General features: G+C 30.7%; 23 protein-coding genes. 22 read left to right on the forward strand and 1 reads right to left on the reverse strand.

Annotated features, from left to right (window positions below):
* Positions 1–37 precede the first annotated feature (37 nt).
* The 20 genes from AX016_RS03265 to AX016_RS03360 all read left to right on the forward strand — a co-directional run bounded on the left by AX016_RS03265 (position 38) and on the right by AX016_RS03360 (position 18,575).
* Positions 38–1,555: a hypothetical protein gene (locus tag AX016_RS03265; RefSeq protein ID WP_100894249.1), complete on the forward strand. Its 1,518-nt coding sequence runs from the start codon at positions 38–40 to the stop codon at positions 1,553–1,555.
* A gap of 231 nt (positions 1,556–1,786) precedes the next feature.
* Complete coding sequence (locus AX016_RS03270) at positions 1,787–2,425, forward strand: hypothetical protein (RefSeq protein ID WP_100894250.1); 639 nt, start codon at positions 1,787–1,789, stop codon at positions 2,423–2,425.
* A 151-nt stretch (positions 2,426–2,576) separates the two neighbouring features.
* Positions 2,577–3,158: a hypothetical protein gene (locus AX016_RS03280; protein ID WP_157811075.1), complete on the forward strand. Its 582-nt coding sequence runs from the start codon at positions 2,577–2,579 to the stop codon at positions 3,156–3,158.
* A 149-nt stretch (positions 3,159–3,307) separates the two neighbouring features.
* Positions 3,308–4,297 (forward strand): hypothetical protein, encoded by a 990-nt coding sequence (locus tag AX016_RS03285; RefSeq protein ID WP_100894253.1) that lies wholly within the window; start codon positions 3,308–3,310, stop codon positions 4,295–4,297.
* 230 nt (positions 4,298–4,527) lie between these two features.
* The gene (locus AX016_RS03290) at positions 4,528–5,124 is read left to right on the forward strand and encodes an RDD family protein (RefSeq protein WP_100894254.1); all 597 of its coding nucleotides are present in this window, start codon (positions 4,528–4,530) and stop codon (positions 5,122–5,124) included.
* Positions 5,125–5,290: 166 nt separating this feature from the next.
* Positions 5,291–6,331 (forward strand): serine hydrolase domain-containing protein, encoded by a 1,041-nt coding sequence (locus AX016_RS03295; RefSeq protein WP_100894255.1) that lies wholly within the window; start codon positions 5,291–5,293, stop codon positions 6,329–6,331.
* A 185-nt stretch (positions 6,332–6,516) separates the two neighbouring features.
* Positions 6,517–6,894 (forward strand): hypothetical protein, encoded by a 378-nt coding sequence (locus AX016_RS03300; RefSeq protein ID WP_100894256.1) that lies wholly within the window; start codon positions 6,517–6,519, stop codon positions 6,892–6,894.
* Positions 6,895–7,038: 144 nt separating this feature from the next.
* The gene (locus AX016_RS03305) at positions 7,039–7,695 is read left to right on the forward strand and encodes a hypothetical protein (protein WP_100894257.1); all 657 of its coding nucleotides are present in this window, start codon (positions 7,039–7,041) and stop codon (positions 7,693–7,695) included.
* 229 nt (positions 7,696–7,924) lie between these two features.
* On the forward strand, positions 7,925–9,526 hold the full coding sequence (locus AX016_RS03310) for a hypothetical protein (RefSeq protein ID WP_100894258.1): 1,602 nt from the start codon (positions 7,925–7,927) through the stop codon (positions 9,524–9,526).
* 153 nt (positions 9,527–9,679) lie between these two features.
* Positions 9,680–10,177: a hypothetical protein gene (locus AX016_RS03315; RefSeq protein WP_100894259.1), complete on the forward strand. Its 498-nt coding sequence runs from the start codon at positions 9,680–9,682 to the stop codon at positions 10,175–10,177.
* Between the two features lie 200 nt (positions 10,178–10,377).
* The gene (locus AX016_RS03320) at positions 10,378–10,944 is read left to right on the forward strand and encodes a hypothetical protein (protein ID WP_157811076.1); all 567 of its coding nucleotides are present in this window, start codon (positions 10,378–10,380) and stop codon (positions 10,942–10,944) included.
* Positions 10,945–11,159: 215 nt separating this feature from the next.
* Positions 11,160–11,753, forward strand: coding sequence for a hypothetical protein (locus AX016_RS03325; protein ID WP_100894261.1), 594 nt, complete (start codon positions 11,160–11,162; stop codon positions 11,751–11,753).
* A 155-nt stretch (positions 11,754–11,908) separates the two neighbouring features.
* A complete protein-coding gene (locus AX016_RS03330; protein WP_100894262.1) occupies positions 11,909–12,646 on the forward strand; it encodes a hypothetical protein in 738 nt (245 codons plus the stop codon).
* Positions 12,647–12,964: 318 nt separating this feature from the next.
* Positions 12,965–13,372: a hypothetical protein gene (locus AX016_RS03335; protein WP_232732590.1), complete on the forward strand. Its 408-nt coding sequence runs from the start codon at positions 12,965–12,967 to the stop codon at positions 13,370–13,372.
* A gap of 149 nt (positions 13,373–13,521) precedes the next feature.
* Entirely contained in the window at positions 13,522–14,094 is a 573-nt protein-coding gene (locus AX016_RS03340) for a CHAP domain-containing protein (RefSeq protein WP_100896791.1), read from the forward strand.
* A 181-nt stretch (positions 14,095–14,275) separates the two neighbouring features.
* On the forward strand, positions 14,276–14,542 hold the full coding sequence (locus tag AX016_RS03345; protein ID WP_232732591.1) for a hypothetical protein: 267 nt from the start codon (positions 14,276–14,278) through the stop codon (positions 14,540–14,542).
* Positions 14,526–14,669 carry a DUF4844 domain-containing protein gene (locus AX016_RS17330; protein ID WP_232732592.1) on the forward strand — a complete coding sequence of 48 codons (144 nt, stop codon included), beginning with the start codon at positions 14,526–14,528 and terminating at the stop codon, positions 14,667–14,669. Before AX016_RS03345 ends, AX016_RS17330 begins: the two co-directional genes overlap by 17 nt.
* A gap of 431 nt (positions 14,670–15,100) precedes the next feature.
* Positions 15,101–15,922: a helix-turn-helix domain-containing protein gene (locus AX016_RS03350; protein WP_232732593.1), complete on the forward strand. Its 822-nt coding sequence runs from the start codon at positions 15,101–15,103 to the stop codon at positions 15,920–15,922.
* A 107-nt stretch (positions 15,923–16,029) separates the two neighbouring features.
* Positions 16,030–17,667: a serine hydrolase domain-containing protein gene (locus AX016_RS03355; RefSeq protein WP_100894265.1), complete on the forward strand. Its 1,638-nt coding sequence runs from the start codon at positions 16,030–16,032 to the stop codon at positions 17,665–17,667.
* Positions 17,668–17,933: 266 nt separating this feature from the next.
* Positions 17,934–18,575: a DUF2306 domain-containing protein gene (locus tag AX016_RS03360; protein WP_100894266.1), complete on the forward strand. Its 642-nt coding sequence runs from the start codon at positions 17,934–17,936 to the stop codon at positions 18,573–18,575.
* Positions 18,576–18,734: 159 nt separating this feature from the next.
* On the opposite strand, the gene AX016_RS03365 is transcribed toward AX016_RS03360, so the two are convergent.
* On the reverse strand, positions 18,735–19,334 hold the full coding sequence (locus AX016_RS03365; RefSeq protein WP_100894267.1) for a leucine-rich repeat domain-containing protein: 600 nt from the start codon (positions 19,332–19,334) through the stop codon (positions 18,735–18,737).
* A gap of 195 nt (positions 19,335–19,529) precedes the next feature.
* Between AX016_RS03365 and AX016_RS03370 the strand changes: the two genes are divergently transcribed.
* Positions 19,530–20,414, forward strand: coding sequence for a DUF2608 domain-containing protein (locus AX016_RS03370; protein ID WP_100894268.1), 885 nt, complete (start codon positions 19,530–19,532; stop codon positions 20,412–20,414).
* 134 nt (positions 20,415–20,548) lie between these two features.
* Positions 20,549–22,939: a T9SS type B sorting domain-containing protein gene (locus AX016_RS03375; RefSeq protein WP_100894269.1), complete on the forward strand. Its 2,391-nt coding sequence runs from the start codon at positions 20,549–20,551 to the stop codon at positions 22,937–22,939.
* Positions 22,940–23,044: the final 105 nt, after the last annotated feature.

The raw sequence follows: 23,044 nt of genomic DNA on the forward strand, positions 1-23,044 counted from the left end.
CTGCCCTACGATTTCTTATACTTAACGTTAGCAATAATTGAAAAATAAAAAGCTGTACAAAATAATTATAATAACATTACTATTTCTATCAACTATCAGTTGGGCACAACCTGGACTAGGTGGTGGTGGGCTTACAATTTCTAAAATTACAGACAAACACGGTAATGAAATTAATATTTCAAAAGATACTCTTTTAAACATTAGAACCTTTGATATCATAAATGGCACTATCTACTGGGAAAGATTTCCTCTGGAGGATATAAAAAGAGACAAATCAGATTTATCGCACAGAAAGTTCATTGAAATTCCTCCAAGTAATTATTCTCTAGATAGAAATATTAATAATTATCGTAATTCACAAAGTTTAATTTACATTATCTATAAAAAAGATACTATGATTATTAAAGCTAATATAATGGCTGAAAATCATCTTTGGGAGAGAGATTCTATATCAAAGCTAAAAATTCGACAAGGTTATTTTAATTATAAATATACATTAGAGAAAATATCCTCTGAAATAAGTTTGGACTTTTTAAAAGAAGAAAACCTTTCCTATCAGTATTATCTAAGTCATTTTTATAAATATTATGCAAATGAGAAACTGACTTTAGCAGAAGAATACCTTAATAAAGCAGTAAGAAAAAATGATAACAAAAAAAATTGTGAAATGTTAAAGGCCTTTTCTGATTTAAATCAGAAAAAAAACAACTTTAATAAAGCTCTAAATTACATAAGTAAAGTTCTAGATAGAAAATGCACTCCTCCCTTTGAAGATAGTCAATACAAATATTATTTAAATAGAATTGATTTATTTAAAAAAAATAAAGATTATCATAACACTTTAAAAGATTATGATACTATAGCAATTAAATATCCAATTGATAATGAATATTATACTAAAAGAGAAATTGAACGTGCTTATTTTAAACTAATTTATTTAAAAAATTATGATGAAATAATCAAAGAAATGAATTCTTTTATCAAAAAGAATATAGATAAAAACAAACTAAAAGGAAGGAATCCAGAATATTATGGAATGGGCTTAGCAGATGGACTTTTTGTTATTGGAGCCTCTGAATATTTTAAAGGAAATAAAGATAAAGCCTTTAAACATTGGTTTAATTTTATAGATTATGTGAATTTTAACACCAACTCTATAGATAATATAAAATATTTTTTTAGCAATTTGATTGATAAAAACCCACAAGAACCCGAACTATATCTATTAAGAGCATTATGCTATGATGAATATGTTAGTGGTTATTACAAAAATGAAAGTAATTTAAAATTGTACAAAATTGCACTAAAAGATATTGCAAAATCAGAAGAATTAGGTTTTAAGGACTATAAAATTAATTATCATCGGTCCTCTCTCTTATTTGATTTAGATAAAAAAAGAAAAGCATTTGATGAAATTGAAAAAGCTTTAAATAAAAAACCTAATAACTTGAGATGTCTTTATTTAAAGGCACGGTTTAAAGATGATGAAAAATTAAAAGATAAATACCGAGAATTATTAAAGCAAATTGATTTAAAAAAACTTTGGTTTGATTAGCTTTTAAAAAAGAACTATTGCTAACAGTGTATAAAAAACATAGGGCATTCGTGCTAAACCGAAAGGTCTGTGAGTATTTACCAAGTCCGCTAAATATAAAATTTGGCGTTTATAGTAGAAAAGATAAAAGCAAAATATTTATATTTAGCTAAGTAATAAACCGAAACGTAAGTGCTTATCTCCTGCCCTACGTTTCTTATACTGAACGTTGTGCGTCATTTAAGAAAAACCGTGAAATACAAGAAAATAAGAGGATTAAAACGAAAGGTTGCTAATATTCAGAATTGGATAAATGAATATTTGGACTTAAATGTTGAGCATTTGAATGAGCATAAATACGAATACACCAAAGTTTATGTTGAACCTTGGGACAATCTGTCTTTGACTGACAGTCTGATTCCTGAACCGAAAGGAAAAGCCAAAAAGGATATTCTAAACGGACTTGAAAAAATCTATGATAGTTGGAAAATTGAATTAGAGAAATTAAACAAACCGTATTATTTGAAAATATGGTTGTACGAACCAAGGATTTCTAAATCTCAAGTCGTTTGTGCAATTGACGAAAAGATTGAGTATTACGAAAACATATTTGAAAAAGCCGATTTCAAGCCGAATGACTCGTCATTCACTAATCAATTGAGTTCTGAATTTAAATGGCAACCGAATATTGACGAAGAACCTTATTGGGAAAGTGATTTACTTTGGCCAATTGACCAATACGAAAGAATAGAAGACAGTTATTCGGACAGAAGACTTTTGAGTAAACTGAAAAAAGGGAATTTTAAGAATAAGAAAATAGACAGTTCAAATGGAAATAAAGACACAATTTATTTCTTACCAAAGGGGAAAATTTGGGTTGGAGAAAAATAAAAAACGAACGCACAACAATGGCTATAAGTAATTGCTTGTTCTCGCCTACTTCTGAAAATCCTCGCGGATTTTCAGTTTGGTGTGTACTTGCTAAGTTTCGTACTAAACCACGCAACTACTCATAGCCGAGACCGTTGCCAGTAATTTAAAAATGAACGGACATTACTTCTTTTTTGGAATATTAATGATTTTTCTAATTTCAATGCCAATCTTTTTGCTTTGGGATTGGAACAAAAATCGACAGGCCTCAATCAAAGAATTATTTAAAAATTATTGGAAAAAGAATAAAGTTTATTTTGGAGCTTTTTTAGGTATTATAATTGTAGATTTTTTTATTCCTTTAAATACAAATCACGGAATTGAATTTAATATTGAACGTGAGAAAATAGGAATCCCAAAATTAGAAACTGACTGGAAAAAAGACAAAACTGAATCTGAAAAATATACAACATATTGGCGGAAACCTGAACCAAGAAATGGTCATTTTAAGAAAGTAATTGATTATGGAATTTTAGGTGCTAAATCTGAAACAGATTATTATCATAACGAAAATCAAAAAGGAACATTTGCGTGGTCGAAATATGATTTTGGAAATAACTCTTTCGAATATTTTATTGAGAAACCGAATGACAAAAGCGTTTCTGTAACTGAATCTGGAAAACTGAAAGTGGAAAAACTAACTATCGTCGAAAAAGTAGATAAATCGGAATTTGAAAAATATTTAGTGGAATAAAAACTACTGGCAACACCGTGTATAATTAATTGCTTGGTTCTAGCCTACTTGCGAAAATTCCTGCGGAATTTTCACGGATTCGTAAAAGTTTGCTAATTTAGTTGCTTAACCACGCAACTAACCATACACAAACACGTTACCTGTAATTTATGAAAAACTTTGTGCCAATTGTAATTCTCTTATTTACTGGAGCGATTTCCTGCTCGAATGAACTTGAATTGAATGGCAACTGGATAAACACTTATTATTCAGATGAAAATAGGCAAATACAGAATATTGATTTGGAATCAAGAATATTGTTAAACATCAAGAATAATAAAATAAGAATAAAAGAATTCCCAAACCATCAAGACCAATTCGAACAATTGGACACAATATTAGATTTTCAACCAAAAAAGCAAAAACTAATATTTAAGGATCAAATTGGAAAAATAAGTGGTCAATTTATCTTTGCGAAAGATAGTATCATTTTTAATAGCCTTAACTCATCAAAATCATATTCTGTTTTTAAAAAAATACCTGACCAACCTAAAAAAGCAACTTGGAATCCAATAAATAAATCATATCGATATAGCGGCAATAAGTCAATTATGTATGCCGATTTTGTCAATGATACTTTGATGATTCATTACAACGGAAATAATGAAAAAGTTTCGAAAAATGAATGGTCCATCGAAGACATCGGGAATTTAAATTTTCTACTATTAAATAATAATCTTTATAAAATTCAAATAAAAATTGACTCTGTAATTAATGAGAAAATCTACTTAACATCTTATGACAATAGAACTCAGAAATATGTCTTTGAAGAGCAAACCAAAATAAATTTGGAAAATTTACTTGGTAAATGGCAAATCAAAAACAAAAATGATTTAAAAAAGCCTACACCAATCATTGACCCATATTGGAGAAATTATATTGAAAATCTTACTGTATTCAAGGATTCGATTAAAATTTCAAGTACTGGACAAAACTTAACTGGTAAGTGGGAACTTAGTGGGTCGGGAGGGCTTATTTTTTTTTATGGTAAGAGCTTCAGGACATTTCGAATCTTGAGTTTGACGGAACAGGAAATGGAATTAGAAACTGGAAGTGAAAATTGGGATGGAAAAATGCGTTTGATTTACCGGCGGAAATAAAAACTACAGGTAACAATACCTATAGCAAATAGGGCATAAAGTGCTATATTTAAAGGGCTGGATGTGTTTGCTGAGTCCGCCAAATCTTTTGGATTTGGCAATTAAAAAAATAAAACTAATTACAAAACAAAAGCTCTGGCTAGCAGACCAGACGGAAACGAAAAGTTTCCTTGCCTCCGCACTACGCTTAGCCCAACCGTTGGCATTAATATATACCTACCATCAAACTAATGGAAAACGAATTTGCGAAAGTAATGTCCGAAAGGACGGATGAAGAATTAATAAAAATTATAACAGTAGAAAGAGGAAGCTATAATCCGACTGCAATCGAAGCAGCGGATGCAGAAGTTGAAAAGCGGAATATCGACACATCTGAATTCGAAAAAATCCGAGAAAAAACAACAGCGGAAAAAGAACAAAAAGAAAAAGTGGACTCGAATGTTGTTGGTTCGGGAATACGCTTTGTGAATTTCCTAATCGACTTTATAGTTTGGTTGATTTTAGCATTTATCATTAGTTTTATAATCGGACTTTTTGTACAACCGACTGACCAAGGAATGATTTCTCTAATTGGTTATATTTTAATTTTTGGAACTTTTATAGCTTACTATGCGATAATGGAAATTAAATTTAAAAAAACAATCGGAAAGTTTGTAACCAAAACAAAAGTTGTGAAAATGAACGGAGAAAAACCGACTGATGGAGATATAATAACTCGTACTTTTTGTCGACTAATTCCATTTGACCGACTTTCGTTTCTATTTGTTAAAAACGGAATTCACGACTTTTTATCGAAAACCAAAGTTGTAAAAGACAATGTGGAATAAAATACTAATGCCAACAATGTATAACCGCAATTACGGCGGATTCGACTACGTTCGAATCCACTCCCAATTGCTAATGGCTGTGATAAGTCGAAAAATAGTAACTTTAATCCCGTAACTGACGGTTATACGAGACCGTTGGGCGTCATTTGAAAAAACAGTACAATTAATGAAAATCAGTTTAATAATTTTGACTTTTATCCTTTTAACTTCTTGCCAAACAAATGGACAAGGAAAAATGGAAAACCACGCGAAATTGACTTCAAAAATCGACTCAATAATTAGCGAAAATAAATTTAACGGTGTTATTTCTATTTCAACCGATTCAATTGACATTTATTCGAAATCGTTTGGATTTTCGGATTTAGAAAATAAAACAAAGATTGATATAAAGGACCAGTTCGTCATTGGCTCAATAAGTAAACAAATTACTGCTGTTTTGATTTTAAGAGAATACGAGAAAGGTAAAATTGGATTAAATGACACGATTGGTAAGTATCTGACCGAAATCAGTCAACCTTGGGCTAAACTCGTAACAATTCACCAGCTTCTCACTCATACGCACGGAATTACGGATTTAGATAAACCTTTGGAATTTAAAGAAGGTTCACAATTTCACTACTCGCAATTGGGATATGAATTACTCGCACAAATTCTTCAAAAAGTTACAAGAAAGACTTTTAGAGGTTTATCTACAGAGTTATTTGATAAATATGGATTAAAAAACACTTTTCACCCCAAAAATAAAGTATATAAGAACCTTGTTAAAGGCTACGAAGAAAATGAAAATGGGATTTTAGAATTTACCAAAAATAGCTTGTACAACTTTGTGGCGGCAGGTTCATTTATCTCAAATCTTGAGGACTTAAAAAGATGGAATCAATTACTATTCTCTGAGAAACTGGTCAAAAAAGAAACATTGGAGTTAATGAAAACTAAATATGCCACTCGAATTCATCCTATTTTTGAAACTGTAGAATATGGATATGGCTTATTATTTAAAGATGGCGAACAAAACATTCAGATTGGAGCATTAGGTTATGCACCAGGGTTTGTTTCCGCTTGCTACTATTATCCTCAAACAAATCTAAATCTCGTTGTATTGGAAAATACTGCAAATAACTTGAACGATTTCAAAAAGACATTTATAGTGCATACTGAAATAATGGAATTAATAAGAAAACGAACGCCCAACAATGGCTATAATTAATACGGGTTTTGGTGCTTAATCCAAAGTTTAGTGCTTTTAACCAAGTCCGCCAAATCTTTTGATTTGGCTTTAAAGTAAAAAAAGATAAAACAAAATAAAAAGTTTTGGCTAAGTGCTTAATCGAAAGTTCATTACTTTTAATTCCCGTACTAATCATAGCCGAGACGTTGTAACCAATTTGACAAATGAAACCCATACTATTCGGAATCGGAATAATTTTAATCATCGGAATTGTAGTATTGCGATGTAATATTCCTATGACGAAAAATAGTGTAGTCGGAATTTATGGAAATACCAATTACGGAAATGAACCTTGCTGTGTAGAATCACCTCACAAAGCGGACACGCTGAATTTAAAATCTGACGGAACATTTTCGAGCGAATTTTATGGAGAAGGAACCTATGATGTGAATTACGGAATACTAAACTCTGAAATTGAATTACATTACGAATACGAAATGGGAAAAGCAGGATATTATACTTACTTCAGTAATAAGGTTTTTGAGCAACCGAAAATTATTTTGAATTACGATTTGAATCATTACTATGAAAAAGTGGAATAAAAAACTGGTTACAACAATGTATAACCGCAATTACGGCGGATTCGACTACGTCCGAATCCACTCCCAATTGCTAATGTTTGTGATAAGCCGAAAAACATTAACTTTAATCCCGTAACTTTGGTTATACCTACCATTGTAGTGCATATGAAAAAAAGAATCCTGTTGATATTAACACTTATGATTTTTAAAACAACTTACGGACAAGGATTGGATGGAAAATGGATTCTGAAAGAAGTTGGCTATAAGGAATTCAAAAAAAATCCTGGGCTTCAAATTCTAAACTTTGAAAATAATAAGGTGGGACTTTTTACAGAATTGCGATTGACAAAACCTCAATTGGATTTAAAAGTAAAAGATAATTCTCTAGTTCTCGAGAATGGAGAAAAGTATGGGAATTTAAAGTTACTCAATGAAAATTTTTTGAGAATCCTAGTTGATGGAACTTTTAACGATGATAAAGTTATTATGGAAATGGACTTCGTCAGAATTCTACCCACTAATACGGACTTAAGCCGAGAAGAAATTAAAAGCTTAAGTTTTGAATTTCAGGAAAAAGGAAAATCAAAAACTAAAATAGCTTTTAATAGAGAACTCTGGGATAAGAAAAGATTGGAGGAATTCGAAATTAAAGAGGGTTCCAAATGGGTTTTAGAAAAATTAGACGAAACTTATTTAATAACCATTTTCAATCGCGGTAGAAAAGGCGTTACCTTACCTATCAGCGAAGTAAATGAACAGTTTTTAAAATTTTATTGTGTTCCAAATGAAACTGGAGAAGTTATTGCAACTCGGACGGAATAAATACGCACTACAACAAAACCTAAACGTAATGCGGACTTTAGGGCAAATCAAATGGTCTGTGTATATTTATAATGTCTCTAAATCTTATGGATTTAGCTTTGAACAAAACAAAAAAGAAAAAGCAAAACAATAAGCTTTAGCTGCGTCGCCAGACGGAAACGAAAAAGTTTCCTTGCCTCCGCACTACGCTTAGCCGCACCGTTGTGCTTCATACAAGAAAAAACTGAAAATGATAGATTGGATTAAAAATTTATTGAAAAACGAAGAACCAAAGGAAATTCTTGAATGGGAAACGGAGCAATCAATACTTCAACACTTAAAAAGAAACATTAATGAAGATGGTTCTTTAAAAGAATCTGCTGAAACTCTTCCTGACGAAAAAAAATCTGATGATGAAATAAAATTTGCACCAGGTTTAATGGATGCAATGTTTGGAGCAGACGAATCGGAAGAATCTAAATCTAGAATAAAAAAACTCTCTAACTTAATTAGTAAAATTGCCAAAAATGGAGATAATCAAAGTAAATCAGACTTTTATAGAGAAATCACAGAAAATGAAAGTGTAATTGGCATTATAGATGAGTTTTTGCAGAAATTAGTTCAAAGTTCATTGCCAGTTGAACCTTATCTATTTAACTATGCAAACAATTTAGCTTCTAAAACAAATAATCGAAATGCAGTAAAATTTGGAATTGCTATTCTTGGATTATGCCAAAATAAGAAACCAATTAACAACATTAAAATATTAGGACTTCACGATGAGTTTACGGTTTTTTCAACTATTGCACTTTCAAATTTATCAGACAACTTAGTTAATGACTTATGGGAACTTGCCAAACAAGTTGATGGTTGGGGAAAAATTCAGTTAGTTGATAGATTATCTGAAATGGAGTTGAATAGTGAGATTAAAGATTGGATTGTACTTGAAGGTTATAAAAACAATATTATGTATGAGTATTTAGCTCTAACCTGTGCTAAAAATGGAATGCTCAACGAGAAACTAACTGTAGAATCTATTGACAACAATCTTTATTCTTCTGCTAGTAATATAATTATAGCATTAATCGATGAAGGTCCTGCTGTTGGAATGTCAGGTTATGACGATTCTTGCGAAACCATTGAAAACTTTATTAGGCATTCAAAAACACGCAACCTCAATATTTCAAATTATATAACGCTTCATAGAATCAAAGAATACCTAGAAGAATCAGCAGAAGAAAATGAAACCTTAAAGAATTGGAATCAGAATGATTTATCCAATTGTTTAATTGACATAACAAAATTATTAAATTCAAAAGATTGGACAGAAGAAGTCAAAATTGCTCTAAAAAGTTCTGACAATATTGAATATTGGAATGGTAAACAGGCTGCTCAAAAACTTGGGATTGACATTTGGAATACAGTTTGGCAAAAACTAAAACAAAACCCAGTAGATAGTTCGGCTTGGTATGATGTAACCGCTAATGCAAAAGAAAATAATGTTGAAGAAATCATAGACTTTGCAGTTAAAAATCTTCCACTAGAATTTTTAGGCTCTGGACCAAAAGATTCGACTGGAATTGGAGATGACTATCAAAAGCATTCTTCATTGGATAGTGTGATAACGTTTTTAGAAAATTACCCAAAAAAAGGAGAGAAACTGATTCTAGTCGGTTTAGATAGTCCTGTAACTCGAAACAGAAATATGGCTATCAGAGTATTGGATAAATGGAAAATGGAGAATTGGTCGAATGAAATAACTGAAAAGATAAAAGAACTAAAAGACATTGAACCAAATGAAGACACCAAAAAGAACATTGAACGACTTCTAAAAGGAGAAGAATTGGAATAAAGCACGAAAGCACAACAATGTGTATAAGTAATAGCGATTTGAGTGCTAAATGAAAGTATAAATATATAATAAATGTCAGTGAAAAACTGAAAGGTTTGTGAGTAGAAATCCGCTACTATTCATACACGAGACCGTTGTAGCACATTTAAAAAAATGAAAAAGAATCAAATCGAAATAAGTGGTTTAAGATTGACCATATTTACTAAAAAAACTCCTGTTTTCATTAGAATCGTTTTGACTTTATTTCTGACCATTCTGACATTAATTCCGCTTGCTGCGACATTTTTCGTTTTGACCTATGGAGACGGACCTCATATCGGAATCGTATTTTCATTCATACTTTGTTGGGGAGTTGGATTTTACCTACTTCGAATAACACTATGGAACTCGGTCGGACGAGAAGTTCTGAATTTAGAAGCAAAAAGGATTTCATATATGACTGACTACCGACTCTTCAAAGACAGAAGACAAGAAATCTCGACCACTGATTTAGAGACTGAAATAATTTATGAAGACGAACCCAATAATCCAGTTGATCGACTAAGACTGAAAAACAATACAGCTGTCATCGAAACCGTGATTCAGGTGAAAATTGCAGAATTGGAAGAATTGAAAAAAGAAATAAAAACGCGCTACAACAAGGGGGGATAGCCAATAGGGCGTTTAGAGATAAATTGAAAGTCCTGTTCGTTAAGCAGGCAACGCCAAAACAAAGTTTTGACGTTTATTGAAATAAAAATTAAAAGTAAAAATGTTTGTTTTGGCTTGGTGGTAAACCGAAAGTGAAGTACTTTAAACCTGACCTACTGTCCATATACAGAACGTTACAAGCAAGCTCAAAAAAAATAAGAATGAACGAAAGTATTTTATTTGATATTTTAAAAAAGTCAAAAGAGAACAAAGAAATTATCGGGATTTGGAAATATAATGATGATGACGGATTTTGGGCAGGTTATGTAAAAAATTATAATGAGGAATTAGTAACTATTCAACACTTCACTAAATACGGAAAATCCGATGGAATCATAATTGAAAGGATTGAAAACATAAAAAGTGTGGACTTTGATGATGACTACGCAAAAGCAATGCAATGCTTAATTGATTACTCATCTGAATTAGATAAAGATGAAGGTTTCGAGATTGAGTTAAATGACAATGAAGAGTGGCAATTAGGAGTTTTAAAACAATTAGAAGGCTCTAAACGAATTGCAAGATTGGAAATTAACGCAACGGACTATTTTTCGGGATTTATCACCAAACTATCTGAAACGGACCTAATTCTGCATTGTGTAGGGAAAATGGGAGAAGATGAAGGAACTGTATTTTATAGAATTGAAGACGTTACTACAGTTAGAGTCAATGACATTGAAAATCGAAAACGAGTTATGCTATTTAACTGGAGAAAAGCCAGCTTGTAACAATGCCTATAATTAATACGGATTTCGGTCTTTACGCCAAGGTCTGTATAAATTTATGAGGTCGCAAAATCTTTGGGATTTTGCTTCGTGCAAGAAAAAAACAAAACAAAACCCAAAGCTGTTGCTTAGCGCGTAGCTGGAAATTCGCTTAATTTCTGCGCCGCACTAATCATAGCCGAACCGTTGCCCACAATTAACGAAAAACCCGAATTGAATTGAAAAACCTGAACTTTGAAACGATATTAAAAGATGCGGAAAAATTTATCCTAACTGAAAACGACTCTTATATCCAAACTTATACAGAATTCATAAAATATTTTGACAAAATAAACGCTGGAGATATAAATGAACATAATTTGGTAATCGCAAGTCATTTCGTTTATGGTTGGATGCCAACAATAATCCACCTGAATTTGGAACAAAAAGACAAAGTTTTGTTTTTATTAAATGCTGTAAAAAGCGGACACATTTTGACTGAAAACGAAATCGGAATTTTAAAAAAATCAATAAACAATTCTTTGGTTGGACTTTCTAAACTATTGCATTTTATCAATCCGAGAGATTATGCGATTTGGGACAGTCGAATTTTTAGATATTTAACAGAAAAGAAAAGTAGTTACGGAATTGATAGACCACAACTCTACCTTGACTATCTAAACGGAATTAAAAATATTGCGGAAAATAAAGATTACGGAAAGTTGCACGATTTGATTTCTCGAAATTTTGAATATGACATTTATCCAACAAGAGCAATTGAAATCACAATGTTTGAGACTGACCGAAATAGACAAAGCCGAATAAAAAAATAACTGGTGGTAACACCATATATAATTTATTGCTGGCTCTAGCCTACTTGCGAAAATTCCTTCGGAATTTTCACGGGTTCGTTAAAGTTTGCTAAATTAGTTGCTTAACCACGCAACTAACCATACACAAGACCGTTGTAGCACATTTGACCAAATCAATGAACAAAGTACTAATCACAATAATCACATTTATATTTTTAATCAGTTGTAACAAAAAATCGTTTCAGGTAGAATCAAAATTTGATAATGGAAATTCTGAAATAATATATCTTACTCTTTCAGAAACAACGATTTACGGAAAAAATTATAGCAGAAAATTTAAGGTAAAGTTTAACGAAAAAGAAGACACTTTACGCAAAGGAATTTACATTAATAAAATGGCTTTAGGAGAACATTTGTTTTACGAAAACAATAAGATAATTTGTAAACGGAATTACATTATTCCAAACCCTTTTTTTATTGATAACAAAAATGAAACGGTTGATTTTAGTGCATTCAAAATTCGACCAGATTCTACCTATTTGAATACTGCCATTTTTTTTGACATAAACGGAGATTCAATTATTGAAAAAAGCCACTTTTACAAAACCAATTTTCATAAGAATAAATGGAATGTAAATGACTCTTTAAAAGTAGATTTTGAGTTTTACTATCCTGATTACGAAGTTGTAAAATCGGACTTATATTTTATGGTTCCACAAGACACATCAATGATTACATTAGCCTTCGACGCTGATAAGGACTATACGTTTAAAAGAAAGATTTTTGACAAAAAGCACAACCAAATTAAAGGACTAGTTGAATTTATTGCGTTTGACAAAAACAAAAAAGCAGAAGATTCGACTGCATATGCAAAAAGAATAATGTTTATCAATGAAAAATTTAGAACGGAATAAAAACGTGCTACAACAATGTATAAAAATAATGCTAAATTAGGTGCTTAATCAAAGGTTAGTGCATTTTTGTTACGTCTGATTTTCCTGCGGAAAATCCTCGCACACAAAACCGCACTATTCTTATACGAGACCGTTAGCCACAAGCTGAAAAAAACCCATATTGAAAAATAAAAAGGAATATCCGTCTTTATAGTTTCGTTACTTGTCATCGGAATTACAATTCTGACTGTTTATCTGACTGGCGAAAATTATAACCGAAATGTAACGTCGAATTTATATTTATCGTTATCCATAATTGGAACAGCACTTTTCTTGTTTATGACTTATGGCCTTTACAAAGGAATTGGATTAAAAGACAATTTTCCTAAATTTAGAGAATTTAAGACTGGAGATTTTATTGCACAATCTGGAACTGCACCTGATTTGCCAAGTATAGAAGTTGGAGACGGAATTGGTGGATTAATAATGTCGATTCTACTCTGGATTGGAATGACTATTATAATCTTCCTTCTTCTGATTTTGCTGGAGGCATTTTTTTGGATTTCGATTTTTATAATTTTAGCAATGCTTTATTGGGTGTTTTTTCGAGCTTTAAAATTTGTGTTTTCAAAATCAACAGAAACGAAAGGAGATATCGGAATTTCTGCAATTTATTCGTTGACTTATACTATATTGTATTTAGGTTGGATATTTGGAATTGTTTATCTGACTGAAATATTCAGATGAAAAGCCTGATGGCTAACAATGCATATATTTTATTGCTTGGTTCTAGCCTGCTTACGAAAGTCCTCGCGGACTTTCTATCTGTGTTTTATTTGCTAGCTTTAGTGCTTAATACACGCAACGAAATCATACACAAAAACACTACTAACGAATTGAAAAAACGATTTTTACTAATACTCGGAGTCCTGATTATACTAGTTATTGGGTTTTTCCTATCTAAAAAAATCAATCTGAATCCGAATTATGAAGTCGGACAAAAAATTGATAGTCTGAACGGAGTTGCTGTTTATTATAATGGCGGAGTTGGAAATGTGGACGGAAGAGCCTTAGCAGAAGATGGTTATAATATTGGACTGAAATACCAATGTGTAGAATTCGTAAAAAGATATTATTACGAGGAACTAAATCACAAAATGCCTGACAGTTATGGACACGCAAAAGACTTTTTCAACTCACGAATTAAGGACGGAGAATTAAACAAACAGCGCAATTTAAAGCAGTATACAAATCCAAGTAAATCCAAACCGAAAAAAAATGATTTAATAATTTACTCAGGAACTGCTCTGAACAAATATGGACACGTTTCTATAGTATCTAAAGTAACCGAAAACGAAATTGAGATTATTCAACAAAATCCAGGACCATTCGGAAAATCAAGAGAAGCATATGGCTTGATAAATGAGGACGGAGAATGGAAAATAAAAAATGACCGGATTTTAGGTTGATTAAGAAAATAAGGAAAAGTGCTATTTACAACTACATATATAATTTATTCCTAGTTCTAGCTTATTTACGAATCCCCAAGCGTCGGGACTAGCGGACTTTCTATCTGTGATTTATTTGCTAACTTTAGTGCATTAAACACACAACTATTCTTATACAAAAACGTTAGCACACATTTAAGAAATGATGAAATACATCAAAATATTAGTTCTGCTTTTAACTTTATCTGTTTATGGACAAAATGCAACCGAAATAAAAACACCTGAAAATGCGAATGAGAAGTTTATAGAATTTATTGTAAAGAAAAAATTCTATGCGGAAAATCATTCACCAAATATATCTGATGAAAAATTGAGACCAATATTGACCGAAAAAATCAACCGACAAGAAATATCAAGAAGCAATAAGAATTGGACTTTTAAAATTTCCGGAAATGGAATTAGGATATGATTCTGAAGACAGAGAAAGGATTTTACTTTATTTTCAGGAAATAATGGACATAGTTGGACTTCAAAGTTCGAAAGGAAAGTTAAATAACTTTTATTATGGATTTGAACTAAATGAATTGAAAAAATAAAACTGCTATACAGTCTAATACATTAGAAAATTACTGAACACATAAAATAGATTGACTTTACCACTAAAATTTATGCCAACAATAAATAGCCTTATAATAGGAGTATAAAATCTATGTGTGAATTTAACTTAACCTTTTTTAACTTTATTATAATAGTATCTGTATTCATAGGTACTACGTTTGGGCTGTTATTAATATTTACAAAACGGATAAATAGAAAAGCGAACGTATTACTTGGTTTGGCAATGTTTATTATTATTTTTTGGAATGTTTGGGTATTGAGTTTAGATTTTGAAATAAGTAATTATTTCCCGTACTTTTATTTAATACCATTAAATTATTCTTTGGCGCTTGGTCCTTTATTATATTTTTATGTCAAAAAAATAACTAATTCAAGCTATCGTATTACTAAGAAAGATAGTATTCACTTTTTGCCATTATTATTTGAGCTAATTATACATTCCATCATAAGTAGAGAAGCACTTGCAAATAATATTATTAGTGTTGAAACAGGTTCTTTTATAAAATTAATACCTATAGTTCAGTTTTTAGCAATTATTTCTATCATAACTTATAGTATTTATGCATTAAAATCAATAAAAAAATATCACTCTTGGTTAAACAAAAATTATAGTAATAGTGATGCATATAGCTTAAGGTGGTTATATAGGTTACTTGTACTATTTGCCATACTTTGGTTTTTATGGACACCTTACACAATTATAGATTATTTAGTATTTAATTTTCAATTAGGCATAAGTGATTATTACCCAATTTATATATTACTGTCTATTGTAACTATTTGGATTAGTGCAGAGGCTTTTTTAAGACCAGAAATTATATTTCTTGAATCTAACAAACAAGAAAAAGGTAATCTTGAAAAAGAAGCCCAACCTGAAGAGATTATTGAAAAAGCACTTTGGTTAAAAGAACAAATGAAGACTAATCTTTTTTATATTAATTCAGAATTAACATTAAAATCTCTGGCAGATAATCTTAACATTCATCCAAATGTTTTGTCTAAAATAATAAACAATGGTTTGGGTAAAAACTTTTCCGATTTTGTAAATGAGTACCGTGTAAATGCTTTTATTGATAAATTAAATAGCGGCAATTATGATAATATAACACTATTGGGTATCTCTTTTGAATGTGGCTTTAATTCAAAAACAACTTTTAACCGAGTTTTTAAGAACATTAAGGGTATAACTCCTTTAGACTACAAAAAGTCAATAAAAAACACCTCTGCATAGCTTAAAATAAGTCCCATATTATAATATGGGGCTTTTGATACTTTTCTTTAGTAGTATTTTTGTTGAATCATTCAATCAAACATTCAATCAAACATACAATCAAATTTATGAAATCAAATTATTACCTAATGCTTTTTGCTTGCTTAATACTATCTTGTAAGAATATAAAAAGCACAACATCTAAAAATTATCAAGTAAAAGAAATCGAGAGCTTGTATTTTTCAAAAATTGATGTTGAAAAAATTAAACTTACACCAGATAATTATACAAATAACTTTACATTAAATAAAGATGAATTTCTAAGCATTCATTTTGCTCTAGACAAGCCTCTAATTAAAAGTCTACAATTACTAGCACCAAACCTTACACAAGAACAATTATTAGATATAGGAAATTTTCAATTTTCATTTCTAATTGATGGGGAAATAATTTATGTAGAAAACCTAAATAAAGGAGCAGGGTTAAAAGCCTCTAAAACCGAAAAGCTAAACCATACAATACGTCTTGCTGCACCAAAACAACTAGATTATTGGGGTTGGTTTATGTGGATAAAATTTATGAAACTAAATGGTGCAGAAGATTTGCTTAGTAAAAACAGTAATACTTTAAGTATAGAAGTGAGACCCTATATTAAACAGGATGACTTAAAAATAGGACCTATTTTGGCTAAGGGTAGTATTAATATAAATGCTGCTAAGGTACCAATAGATAAAAGTCTAATTTCAGTACAAAAAATACAACCTAATAGTGGCTGGGAATTATCAAAAGACAATTTTAATAATACAAAAATTAAAGATTTAAATAGAAAAATAGCTGAAGGCCGTTTTGAGAATATTAATGGTATTGTAGTTATAAAAGAAAATAAACTTTTAATTGAAGAATATTTTAATGGTGAAACCAGAAATAGTTTGCATGATCCAAGATCTGTGGGCAAAACTATTGCTTCAACAATGATGGGAATTGCAATTGAAGAGGGTTTTATAAAAAACGAACACGTATTATTAAAAGACTTTTACAACTTAACATCATTTAAAAATTATAGTCCAAAAAAAGATTTTATAACTTTAAAATCCTTGTTAACAATGAGTTCTGGGCTTCTTGGTGATGATGATGATTACAGCAATCCTGGAAATGAAGAAAATATGTACCCAACAAAAAACTGGGTAAAGTTTACACTAGATTTACCTATGCAAAAAAGTAGATCTATAGGAAAAGACTACATTTATTTTACAGCTGGTGTAGTAATATTAGGAGATGTTATTCATAAATCTGTTCCTAATGGTTTAGTCTCTTATGCTGATGAAAAGTTATTTGCCCCTCTTGGTATTACTGATTACAAGTGGCAATATACACCGCAAAAAGTTGGTAATACTGCTGGTGGCATACAATTAAGAGCTATTGATTTTGCCAAATACGGACAATTATATAAGAATAAAGGGCTTTGGAATGGAAAGCAAGTTTTGAGTGAACAATGGGTTAAAAAAAGTTTAGATAAACAAGTAAAACGACCAACTGAAAATGGTTACTATGGCTATTTATTTTGGAATAAAGTTTATAAATACAACAATAAAGAATATGAAGTCTCTTATTGTAGCGGTCGTGGAGGAAATAAAATTTTTATTTTTAAAGACATTCCTTTTGTTATTGTAATTACTTCTTCTGCATACAATAGTCCTAGAGCACACGCTAATATTGATAAAATGATGAATGAATATATACTACCTGCCATCATTAAGAAAAAATAAAGTCACTAACTAACACCGTTTATAATTTCTGCTTAATTAGCAATAATTTACCAATACCAAAATTTAGGTATTGGTAAATTGTAACCTAAACCAACAATTAACATATAAAAAATTATATATCAGACTATTATACATCTTACATCTCTCTTACTATAGTAATTTAATAAACATTTTATTTTAATTGAAAATGACCATAAGCTTAAAATGTTAATTTAACTGTAACATTTTTATACCAATACAGTCTACCTAAAAAACAACATTATTTTATGAAAAAGGTTTTTTGGGTTATTATAGGAATTTTATCTACCCTTATTGGTTTATATCCAGTAATTTACTTTTTAATTGACAGAAGATTTGGATTATTAGCTTCTAAGACTACCGAGCTATTAAATGATATTTTATGGAACATCGCTTTTTACGGGCATATAACACTTGGAGGAATAGCTTTATTAATAGGATGGCTACAATTTAGCCATAGGTTACGTTTAAAAAAGAAGAATTTACATAAATTACTAGGTAAAGTTTATATAATTTCTGTTTTCATAAGTGGATTTTGTGGACTTTACATTGCTCTTTACGCAACTGGAGGTATTAGCAGCATACTCGGCTTTTTTTCATTAGGTCTAGTTTGGCTAACCACCACTTTTATGGGATTTAAAGCAATAAAAAAAGGCAATCTTAATTTACATACAAGGTTTATGGTGTTAAGCTACGCTGCTTGCTTTGCTGCTGTAACATTAAGGATTTGGCTTCCTATATTAACCATTGCTATGGGAGATTTTGTAAGTGCATATAAAATTGTAGCTTGGCTATGTTGGGTTCCTAATATAATGGTTGCACTAATTATTATAAAAAATAAAAACACAGAGCCAAATATTATTTTACAACAAAGCATTAACAAAGCTTAATTTATAAACTATTGCTGCAACTAATTTTATATGGCATTAAACAGTGATTTAAAACTATAGTTATACTTATCAAACTTTCTAATATTAAAAACTTACTTTATAAAAGCAAGTTTTTAATATCAGCTAGATACCCAAATAAAGCAAAGTAGTAAGTCTTTTCTAAATTATAGTAAACTCTATATTCTCCATGTCGCACTTATAAAATATACTGTCTATATAATTCTCAAATTTTGATGGTAACGTAACTTTTTTAAGCTTTTTATTACTTGCAAAACTTTGTTTTGGTATTTCTGTAATGTGCTCTGGTATAATTAGTTCTTCAAAATTATTTTCTGCAAAGCAATCGTTACTTATATTTTTTACAGATTTAGGTAAATTTAAACTAGTTAAAGCATTACCTACAAAACAAAACATTGGTAAAAATTCAACATTAGACTCAATTACAAGTTTTTCAATATTGTTACGTCCAAAGGCGCCACCACCTATTTTGTTTACTTTACTTGGTATTATTACCTCTTTTATTTCATTATCATAAAAAGCATCTTCCCCTATATATTCTAATAAGCTAGGCAATGTAACTGCTTCAATTCCTTTTTCGCAAAAAGCCTCTTTATAAATATAAAGTACAGGCTTATCATTAATATAATCTGGTATACTAATGTTTTTAGCTTCTCCTACATAATTTAAAATAGCTATACCATTGCTAAACTGTCTAAAAGCGTAATCCTCATTAACTAAATCTACAACTGATTCTTCCATAATTATTTTTTTGTAATTTTTACTTTTAATTAAAATATAGAGCCGTTAAAAATCTAACAGTTCTATTAATAATTATTAAATGTAATTGGTTCTGCAAAAATCTTTTTAAAGCAGTTTGTTTTCGTAGTTATTCTTTTTGTATTCGTTAATTAACTCAAAATATGTAATTTTATCCCCAGTAAAAACTACGCTATTATGATTAAAAAGAAGTCTGTAACTCTTATGGTATTAACGCTACTCATAAGTATAAATATTAAGGCACAAACATTAAAAGACAGCACTATTTTTAGTTTTAAAGATGTAAACAACCTTGTAGCTAAAAAAACTAAAGAATACGGCGTAGAAAATGTACTTGTTATTGTAGATATAGACAATACCCTTTTAACCAGCAATGTAGACCTTGGCGGAGACATTTGGTACAATTGGCAAAGAGGTAAAATTAAAAATGCCATACCAACAAAAAAACAGAAAATTAAAAACTGTTTTTATGAAGATGTTATTGGCTTGTTGTACGAGCTTGGCACAATGAAACTAACAGACTCTTTAATACCCAAATACCTTAGCAACTGGCAAAATAATGGCACAACCGTATTTGCACTAACGTCTAGGAGCCCTAGATACAGAACCGCTACAGAAAGAGAACTACTAAAAAATGGCATAAATTTATCTAAATATCCTATAACACAAATTGATGGCTCTAAAGCAGTTTACAATTATACATTAGATAGAGAAATGAGCTACAGAGACGGGCTTATGATGACCACAGGTATGAATAAGGGAGATATGATAGCGCATATATTGAGTAGAACAGGCAGGACATACAAGGCTATAATTTTTGTTGATGACTCTGAAAAAAATATAAAAGACGTTAAGAGTAAGTTTAAAGACAATACAGCTATAGATTTTACTGTTTTTTATTTTGATAAAATAGTTAGAGACAGAAAAATAGCAAACGGCGGTATACTTATTACAAAAAAGCAAGCAAAAAAAATGACTTCAGATTGGGAGAAGTTATCAAAAACATTAAACGATATTTTTCCTGGAAGAAATATTAAAAACAAATGCGTTAGTCCTAACTAAGGTATTTTTTTAGTTTCATCAAGTTTAATTTTATAATTTAGGAACTTTATTACACTAAAATTTACCATACAAGTACTTTGTATGTAATTTCATGTAAAAATAAAGCCAAAACCAAATTTTAGAATTAACCACTAATGATTAACTACAGTAGAACTACCTACCTTTTATTTTTTACTTTCATATTATTTTCAGTTCATATTTATGCACAAACTGTACAGTGGCAAAACACTATTGGTGGCTCTAGTAATGAGTGGCTCTTCTCTACAGAGTTAGCTAATGATGGAGATTATATATTAGGAGGCTATTCTTATTCTGATACCTCTGGCGATAAAACTGAGAATATAAAAGGAAATAATGATTATTGGATTCTTAAACTAGACGATGCAACTGGTGCAATTATATGGCAAAAAACTATTGGAGGTAATGATACAGAGTACGCAACCTCTACCAAACAAACTAAAGATGGTGGCTATATTATTGGTGGTTATAGCGCATCTAACACATCTGGCGACAAAACAGAAAACTCTAGAGGTGGAGATGATTACTGGGTTGTAAGACTAGATGCCGCTAGAAATATTGTTTGGGACAAAACATTTGGCGGTTCTGGTACAGATAAGCTTTGGAGCATAATTGAAACCCAAGACGGCGGATTTTTAATGGGAGGAGAATCAGATTCTAGTATATCTGGCGATAAGACGGAAAACGCTAGGGGTTTAAGAGATATGTGGGTAATAAAAATAGCACCAGACGGAACAGAAGAGTGGCAAAAAACTTATGGTGGTAGTGATATAGATATTTTAAAATCTATAGTTAGTTCTAATGATGGTAATTTTATATTAACAGGATTTTCTTCCTCAAATATATCAGGAGAAAAAACTGAAAATTCTAGAGGGCTACAAGATTATTGGATTTTAAAAATTGACCCTACTGGCAGTATTATTTGGCAAAAAACATACGGAGGTAATAACGGTGATAGCGCATATTTTATACAAACAACGTCAGACGGTAATTTTGTAATTGGAGGAGAATCTGCTTCAAATATCTCCGGAGAAAAAACTGAAAACTCTTTTTGTAATTCTACAGATGTTTGGGTTATAAAAATAGATACCAACGGACAACTAATTTGGGATAAAACAATAGGGGGTAATAGCACTGAATTTTTTGGAAATATTAGAGAAACAAGTGATAATGGTTTTATTTTGGGTATGGCTTCTTTTTCTGAAAACACTGGCTATAAAACGGAAGCATCTTACGGCAATAGAGATTATTGGGTTGTAAAACTTAATGAAACTGGTAACCTTGAGTGGGACAAATCTTTTGGTGGTAATAACATAGACAATTTAACAACAGTGTTACAAACTAATGACGGTAGTTATACTGTTGGTGGTTGGTCTGCATCTAATGCATCTGGCAACAAAACAGAAAATAGCAATGGTTTATGGGATTACTGGATGCTTAAATTCCAGATGGATGTTAACGACTATAATCCTCCTACCAGCACAACTACAACTGTATGTTCTGGCAGCAACTTAGAGTTAACTGCAACAACTGGTGTATACTACAACTGGACAGGCCCAAATGGATTTACAAGTACTGTACAAAACCCTGTTATAAGCAATGTATCTTCAATAAATGCGGGGACTTATAATGTTACCATTTCGGACAATTCTAATTGCTCAGAAACAAAAATTATTAATGTAACCGTAACCGCTACTACAACTATAACTCCAATAAGCGACATAACTATTTGCGATGATGATGAAGATGGCTTTGCTATTTTTAATTTAACTCCAATAAAATCTAATCTTTTACTTGACCCAAATAACACAAGTATTGATTTTTACGATGAAAACGGAGATAGAATTCTGGATACAGAACTACCGGCATACAAAAACAAAATTAGCAACCAAGAAGTTATTAAAGTAGAAGTTAATAATGCTAGTTCCTCTTGCTCTAAAAAAACAACATTTAAGCTAATTGTATCTACCATTATTGCCAATGCTACACTAGATATAATTGGGTGCGATACAGACACCAATAACATATCTGAATTTTTTGATACCTCTACAGTAGAAACAACTGTTTTAGCCGGCCAAACAAATGTAACGGTTACTTACACTAATAATAATGGTGACATATTACCTAGCCCACTACCAAACCCTTACACAAACAAATACCCAAATGAAGAAATAATTGTAAGAGTAAGTAGTAATACTGACCCTAGTTGTTATAAAGAAACTTCTTTTAAATTAATTACTAATCCTTGTACAGATCTTAGCCTAGATTACCCACCATTTTTTACACCAAATAATGATGGTATAAACGATTTTTGGCCAAGGAAAATAAGCGCAGAGTCTATATCAATTTATAACCGTTATGGCAAACTATTAAAAGTGTTATACCCAGGGTCTCCAAAATGGAACGGAACATATAATGGCAAAAAATTGCCTTCTACAGATTATTGGTTTCTTGCTGTTTTTGCTAATGAAAAACCAATTAAAGGTCATTTTTCTTTAAAAAGATAAAAACAAATGCGTTAGTCCTAACTAGTATCTATAAACCTTATTCACAAACAACATAACCTCTTTTCTAGCGTTAATTGTGTTTAACCAATTAAACTATAATTACAA

Origin of the sequence: Cellulophaga sp. RHA19 (assembly GCF_002813425.1) — a bacterium.
Taxonomy (GTDB): Bacteria; Bacteroidota; Bacteroidia; order Flavobacteriales; family Flavobacteriaceae; genus Cellulophaga.

Coding starts and splice junctions, on each gene's coding strand:
- AX016_RS03315 (WP_100894259.1), top strand. CDS start 9,680: ATGAAAAAGAATCAAATCGAAATAAGTGGTTTAAGATTGACCATATTT.
- AX016_RS03355 (WP_100894265.1), top strand. CDS start 16,030: ATGAAATCAAATTATTACCTAATGCTTTTTGCTTGCTTAATACTATCT.
- AX016_RS03290 (WP_100894254.1), top strand. CDS start 4,528: ATGGAAAACGAATTTGCGAAAGTAATGTCCGAAAGGACGGATGAAGAA.
- AX016_RS03280 (WP_157811075.1), top strand. CDS start 2,577: ATGAACGGACATTACTTCTTTTTTGGAATATTAATGATTTTTCTAATT.
- AX016_RS03335 (WP_232732590.1), top strand. CDS start 12,965: ATGACTTATGGCCTTTACAAAGGAATTGGATTAAAAGACAATTTTCCT.
- AX016_RS03370 (WP_100894268.1), top strand. CDS start 19,530: ATGATTAAAAAGAAGTCTGTAACTCTTATGGTATTAACGCTACTCATA.
- AX016_RS03345 (WP_232732591.1), top strand. CDS start 14,276: ATGATGAAATACATCAAAATATTAGTTCTGCTTTTAACTTTATCTGTT.
- AX016_RS03320 (WP_157811076.1), top strand. CDS start 10,378: ATGAACGAAAGTATTTTATTTGATATTTTAAAAAAGTCAAAAGAGAAC.
- AX016_RS03360 (WP_100894266.1), top strand. CDS start 17,934: ATGAAAAAGGTTTTTTGGGTTATTATAGGAATTTTATCTACCCTTATT.
- AX016_RS03300 (WP_100894256.1), top strand. CDS start 6,517: ATGAAACCCATACTATTCGGAATCGGAATAATTTTAATCATCGGAATT.
- AX016_RS03365 (WP_100894267.1), bottom strand. CDS start 19,334: ATGGAAGAATCAGTTGTAGATTTAGTTAATGAGGATTACGCTTTTAGA.
- AX016_RS17330 (WP_232732592.1), top strand. CDS start 14,526: ATGGAATTAGGATATGATTCTGAAGACAGAGAAAGGATTTTACTTTAT.
- AX016_RS03305 (WP_100894257.1), top strand. CDS start 7,039: ATGAAAAAAAGAATCCTGTTGATATTAACACTTATGATTTTTAAAACA.
- AX016_RS03310 (WP_100894258.1), top strand. CDS start 7,925: ATGATAGATTGGATTAAAAATTTATTGAAAAACGAAGAACCAAAGGAA.
- AX016_RS03330 (WP_100894262.1), top strand. CDS start 11,909: ATGAACAAAGTACTAATCACAATAATCACATTTATATTTTTAATCAGT.
- AX016_RS03285 (WP_100894253.1), top strand. CDS start 3,308: ATGAAAAACTTTGTGCCAATTGTAATTCTCTTATTTACTGGAGCGATT.
- AX016_RS03375 (WP_100894269.1), top strand. CDS start 20,549: ATGATTAACTACAGTAGAACTACCTACCTTTTATTTTTTACTTTCATA.
- AX016_RS03295 (WP_100894255.1), top strand. CDS start 5,291: ATGAAAATCAGTTTAATAATTTTGACTTTTATCCTTTTAACTTCTTGC.